5 protein-coding genes are annotated in these 5,618 nt (G+C 74.0%); 4 read left to right on the top strand and 1 reads right to left on the bottom strand.

Annotation, left to right across the window (positions count from 1 at the left end):
• Nucleotides 1-134 precede the first annotated feature (134 nt).
• Entirely contained in the window at nucleotides 135-2,225 is a 2,091-nt protein-coding gene (fusA, locus tag ACWDX9_RS58835; protein ID WP_449972253.1) for an elongation factor G, read from the bottom strand.
• A gap of 375 nt (nucleotides 2,226-2,600) precedes the next feature.
• On the opposite strand from fusA, the gene ACWDX9_RS58840 reads away from it, so the two are divergent.
• The 4 genes from ACWDX9_RS58840 to ACWDX9_RS58855 all read left to right on the top strand — a co-directional run bounded on the left by ACWDX9_RS58840 (nucleotide 2,601) and on the right by ACWDX9_RS58855 (nucleotide 5,592).
• Nucleotides 2,601-3,317 (top strand): GNAT family N-acetyltransferase, encoded by a 717-nt coding sequence (locus ACWDX9_RS58840; protein WP_449972256.1) that lies wholly within the window; start codon nucleotides 2,601-2,603, stop codon nucleotides 3,315-3,317.
• Entirely contained in the window at nucleotides 3,314-4,216 is a 903-nt protein-coding gene (locus tag ACWDX9_RS58845; RefSeq protein WP_449972259.1) for a lysophospholipid acyltransferase family protein, read from the top strand. Before ACWDX9_RS58840 ends, ACWDX9_RS58845 begins: the two co-directional genes overlap by 4 nt.
• A gap of 366 nt (nucleotides 4,217-4,582) precedes the next feature.
• Complete coding sequence (locus tag ACWDX9_RS58850) at nucleotides 4,583-5,035, top strand: SRPBCC domain-containing protein (RefSeq protein WP_449972262.1); 453 nt, start codon at nucleotides 4,583-4,585, stop codon at nucleotides 5,033-5,035.
• A complete protein-coding gene (locus ACWDX9_RS58855; protein WP_449972265.1) occupies nucleotides 5,032-5,592 on the top strand; it encodes an MFS transporter in 561 nt (186 codons plus the stop codon). Before ACWDX9_RS58850 ends, ACWDX9_RS58855 begins: the two co-directional genes overlap by 4 nt.
• The last annotated feature ends 26 nt before the right edge of the window (nucleotides 5,593-5,618 follow it).

Genomic DNA, 5,618 nt, shown 5'->3' on the forward strand with positions numbered 1-5,618 from the left:
GTCGGCTGCCGCACGGCCGCGACGCAGCCGCCCCGCTCGTCGAAGAAGCCCACCTTGACATGCGTGGTCCCCACGTCGACCCCGGCCAGCACCCTCATGGTCACACTATGGCCGATCCGATCGCGCCGCCACGCCTACCGGGCGGGGGCGTAACCGGCGGGCCTGGTGGTGAACGTGCCACGGCCCTGCGTACGGCTGCGCAGCCGGGTCGCGTACCCGAACACCTCGGCCAGCGGCACCACGGCGGTGATCACCACGGTCCCGGCCCGTGCCGTCGAGCCCGAGATCCGGCCGCGCCTGGCGGCCAGGTCGCCGAGCACGGCGCCGGCAGCGTCGTCGGGCACGGTGACCGTGACCTCCACCACCGGCTCCAGCAGCTCCATGGCGCTGGCCCGCAGCGCCTCGCGCAGCGCGAGCCGCCCGGCCGTGCGGAACGCCAGGTCCGAGGAGTCCTTCGGATGGGTGGCCCCGTCGGTCAGCGTGACCCGCAGGCCGGTCACCGGGTGGCCGCCGAGCGGGCCGTCGGCCAGGGCGTCCCGGCAGCCGGCCTCCACCGCGCGCACGTACTCGCGCGGCACCCGGCCGCCGACGACGGTCGAGGCGAACGCGAAACCGCCTCCGTCCAAGACACCGTCCAAGGCACCGTCCAAGACGCCGTCCAGCGGCTCCACGTCCAGCACGACGTGGGCGAACTGCCCGGCGCCGCCGTCCTGCTTGACGTGCCGGTACAGCAGCCCGGACACGCCGCGCACGACCGTCTCCCGGTGGGCCACCTGCGGGCGGCCCACGGCGACGTCCAGGACGTGCTCGCGCCGGAGCTTGTCCACCGCGACCTCCAGGTGCAGCTCGCCCATCCCGGACAGCAGCGTCTGCCCGGTCTCGGCGTCCGTACGGACCGCCAGCGACGGATCCTCCTCGGCCATCCGCGCCAGCCCGGAGGCCAGCCGGTCGGCGTCGGTGCTCCTGCGGGCCTCGACCGCCACCGACACCACCGGCTCGGCCGTGCTCGGCGGTTCGAGCACCAGCGGCGCGCCGGGCGCGCACAGCGTGGTCCCGAGGCGGGCCGACTTGAGGCCGACGACCGCGACGATGTCCCCGGCCGTCGCCAGGTCCACCTCGGTGTGCCGGTCGGCCTGCACGCGCAGGATGCGGCTGACGCGCTCGGTGCGCCCCGCGCCGGTGGCCGGTCCGGTGACCAGCCCGGTGACCAGTCCAGTGACCAGTACCGTGTCCCCCTTCCGCATCGTTCCCGAGTAGATCCGCACGTAGGTCAGCCGCCCGGTGGCGGTGGCGTTCACCTTGAACGCCAGCGCCGCCAGCGGCGCCTCCGGGTCGGCGGCCCGTTCCGCGCCGTCCTCGCCGCGCACCGGCGGCACGTCCAGCGGCGACGGCAGGTAGGCCACCACGGCGTCGAGCAGCGGCTCGATCCCGCGGTCCCGGTAGGCCGACCCGCAGAGCACCACCAGGCCCGCGCCGCTGCGCGTGAGGTCGCGCAGCGCGCCGGCCAGCGTCCCGTCGGAGATCGACGGCCGCACGCAGAACTCCTCCAGCGCGCCGGGGTGCAGCTCGGCCACCGACTCCTCGAGCAGCCGGCGCCGCCGCCGCGCCTCCGCCAGCAGGTCCTCCGGCACCGGCCCGGCCGAGCAGCCCTCGCCCGCCCACACCAGCGAACGCATCCGCACCAGGTCGACGACCCCGGTGAACCGGCCCTCCTGCCCGATCGGCAGCTGGACCACCAGCGGGGCCTTGTGCAGCTGGCGGCGGATCGACTCGACGGCCGTGTCCAGGTCGGCGCCGGCCCGGTCGAGCTTGTTGACGAACGCGATGCGCGGCACGCCGTACCGGTCGGCCAGCCGCCACACGGACTCGCTCTGCGGCTCGACGCCCGCGACGGCGTCGAACACCGCGATCGCCCCGTCCAGCACCCGCAGCGAGCGCTCCACCTCGTCGGAGAAGTCGACGTGGCCGGGGGTGTCGATCAGGTTGACGCGGTGCCCGTCCCAGGCGAAGCTCACCGCGGCGGCGAAGATCGTGATGCCGCGGTCGCGCTCCAGGGGGTCGAAGTCGGTGACGGTCGTGCCGTCGTGCACCTCACCGCGCTTGTACGTGGCACCGCCCAGGAACAGCATGCGCTCGGTGACGGTGGTCTTGCCGGCATCGACGTGGGCGAGGATGCCGAGGTTGCGGATGATGGCAAGGGAGTTGTCAGGTATTCGGGGACGCACGGCCCAAGACCCTTTCGGGAGGATTCTTCAGCGGGACAGCGCGATTCCCCTGACGAAAGGCCAGGAGGCGGGTGTCGTCAGGGCGTCGTCCAGTGGCGGCCGCGCAGCCGGCACCGGGACGACGGAGACACCAGGATCACCTCGTAGCGCGACGGGGGAATGACGGCAGCGGTGCTGTTGCGCACGGCCGTGCTCCTCTCCCTCGTCGATGATCAGTGGCGAGTGTAGTGAACCGGGTGCGGGTGGAGAAAGCGATTTATCGCGTGCGTGCGAGGTTCACCACGCGGTCGCCTCGCTGACCCCGATGTGCGGCTCAGCCGTCATTTCCGCATGTCGACATAGGCGTGAGACGCTTTCAGGGAAGGACCCGCGCCCATGACGATCTCTCTTGACACCGGTCGCTACACGATCGGCATGGCCACCGGCCCCGCCGACGTCCAGGCCGCGCAGCGGCTGCGGCACGAGGTCTTCGCCGAGGAGATGGGGGCTCGGCTCGACAGCCCGGTCTCCGGCCTCGACGTGGACAGGTTCGACGCGTACTGCGACCACCTCCTCGTGCGCGACGGCCGCGAGGTCGTCGGCACCTACCGGCTGCTTCCCCCGGGGCGCACCGAGCGGCTCTACTCCGACGGCGAGTTCGACCTGGCCAACCTCGCGCCCGTCAGGAAGGGGCTGGTCGAGGCGGGCCGCACGTGCGTGCACCCCGACCACCGGGGCGGCGCGGTCGTCGCGCTGATGTGGGCGGGCATCGCGCGCTACATGGTCTCCGGCGGCCACCAGTGGCTGGCGGGCTGCTGCTCGGTGCCGCTCGACGACGGGGGCGAGGTGGCCGCCGCCGTGGTGGAGCGGGTGCCGCTCGGGCCGGAGGAGTACCGGGTCACGCCGCGCGTGCCGTGGCGTCCCCGGGCCGCGGTGCGCTCCGACCGGTTCGTGCCGCCCGCCCTCCTGCGCGGCTACCTGCGGCTGGGGTCGTGGGTGTGCGGGGCGCCCGCGCACGACCGGGACTTCGGCACCGCCGACTTCTTCGTCCTGCTCTCGATGGCCAACGTGAACACCCGCTACCTGCGCCACTTCCTGGGAGAGCCGCTGTGAACACGGCCGCCGACATCCTGGCCCCGATTCCCGCTCCGGCTCCGGCGGCCGCCCCCGGCCCCTGGCACCCGTTCGCCCCGTGCACCGCGCAGGCCTGCCTCGCGCCCGCCGCCCGCGCGACCAGGCCTTTCCTCCTGGTCGCCCGCCTGTGCGCCGCGCTCCTCGTGGTGCTCGCCGGGGTGCCGGTGTCCCTCGTGGGGCGGGTACGGACGGCGTGGCGGGCGAAGCTGACCATGGCCTGGGCGCGACTGCTCCTGAGAGCGCTCGGGATCCGGCTCGAGGTCACCGGCGCCCCGGCCGTCTCGGACGGGGGCGCCCTGGTCGTGGCCAACCACGTGTCCTGGCTCGACCCGCTGGTCGTCGCGGCCACGCTGCCGTCCAGGCCGCTGGCCAAGCGCGAGATCGGCGAGTGGCCGGTCATCCGCACGCTGGCGAGGGGCTCGGGGGCGCTGTTCATCGACCGGGAACGGCTCTCCGCGCTGCCCGCGGCCGTGGCGGCCGTCGCGGAGGCGCTCAGGGAAGGCGACACCGTCGTCGCCTTCCCTGAGGGCACCACGTGGTGCGGGCGGGGGATGGGCCGGTTCCGGCCCGCGGTGTTCCAGGCGGCCGTCGACACGGGCGCCGCGGTCCGCCCGGCCACGCTGCGCTACCGCGAAGGGACGGCGACCTCGACCCGCGCCTGCTACGTCGGTGACGACTCGCTGCTCGCCTCCATGGTCCGGGTGGCCGGGACCCGCGACCTGGTCGTCGAGGTGACGCTGTCCGCCCCCGTACCGCCCGGGCGGCTGGAAGGCAGGCGGTCCGAGCCCCGCGCGGCGCTGGCCAGGATGGCCGAGGCCCGCGTCCGCAGCGGGGTTGACGATCTTGTCCACACCGCTGCCACCAGGCATCAGCGCTGAGCGGGACCTCGTACAGGCCGAGATCGGGAGACGAGGCTCGAAGGGCAGGCAGGGGCACGCCGGCAGGTGCTCCGGCGGCACGTCCATCGTCGCCTGGACCGTTCCATGGACGGCCCGGCCGGCGCTGAGAGCGAGCGTGTCGCCCGCGGGAAAGACGGTCTCCACCTGCGGCAGGTCCCCTGCGAACGAGCACGCCTTGATGCCCGCCGCCAGCTCGAAGGTGACGAGTTTTCCGGCATTGGTGTCCGGGCTCTCTCCGCGGCGGATCCGTACCCCCTCCGTGGCGATCACGCGTTCCCCACGGATGTCCCGGCCGGACGCGGCAGGCCAGAGTCGCAGGTAGCGAACCGACGACGAGAGGCTCCCATGATCAGGCACGCCACCTTCGTGGCCGAGCACGTGTACGCCGTCCCGCCGGTCGAGGTCTTCTCCGCCTGGGCCGACCCCGCCGTCAAGGCCCGCTGGGGCGGTGGTCCGCCCGGCTGGAACCCGCGCCTCGACCTGGATTTCCGCGTCGACGGAGTCGAGCGCTACCACGGCACCCAGGCCGGCGGCCCCGCGCACACGGTCCAGGCCCGCTATCTCGACATCGTGCCGAGCAAACGCATCGTCTACAGCTACGACGTGCTGCTCGACCAGGTACGCGTCCTGGTCTCGCTGGCCACGATCGAGTTCGCCCGGCACGGGCCGGGCACCAGGCTCGTCCACACCGAGCAGGCCGCCTTCCTCACCGAGGACGACACCTCCCGGTTCGAGCAGCACATGCGCGACGCGCTGAAGTCACTGGAGGCGGAGCTGGGCGGGGAGCCGCGGTCATGATCAGCACCACCCGCGCGGCGGCGCGGCCGCCGATCGTCACCGGGGCGCTGCTGGTGCGGATGGCCAGCGTGGTGGCCTCGTCGATCGGGTTCTTCCTGCCGTTCGCCGTCGTCCCCGAGTACGCCGAGCGGTCGGCGGGCGCCACCGTCGCCGGCGCCGCGAACGCCGCGCTGCTGGTGACCACCGTGGCCGTCGAACTGGCCGCACCGGCCCTGGTGGCCAGGCTCGGCTACCGGTGGGCGCTCGGCCTGGGCCTCGTCGCCCTGGGCGGGCCCGCCCTCGTGCTGCTGACGTCCTCAGACGCCGCGGCCGTCATCGCCGTCAGCGCGCTGCGCGGTGTCGGTTTCGCGGTCACGGTCGTGGCGGGCGGCGCGCTCACCGCCGAACTCGTGCCGGCCGAGCGGCGCGGCGAGGGGCTGGCGCTGGTGGGCCTGGTCAGCGGGGTCAGCGCGCTCCTGGCGCTGCCCGCCGGCACGTGGCTCGCGCATACTTCAAGCCGTGGGGACTGGCGCCGTTCCTGCCGATGCCCGCTGGCGAGCTGTGTGACCGGCCGGTGACGGTGGAGCAGGTTTGGGGCCGGCCC

Source organism: Nonomuraea sp. NPDC003201, from assembly GCF_053590415.1.

What these genes read in the sequence shown, in the direction of transcription:
- ACWDX9_RS58840 (WP_449972256.1), top strand. Translation starts at nt 2,601, where the DNA reads ATGACGATCTCTCTTGACACCGGTCGCTACACGATCGGCATGGCCACC.
- ACWDX9_RS58850 (WP_449972262.1), top strand. Translation starts at nt 4,583, where the DNA reads ATGATCAGGCACGCCACCTTCGTGGCCGAGCACGTGTACGCCGTCCCG.
- ACWDX9_RS58855 (WP_449972265.1), top strand. Translation starts at nt 5,032, where the DNA reads ATGATCAGCACCACCCGCGCGGCGGCGCGGCCGCCGATCGTCACCGGG.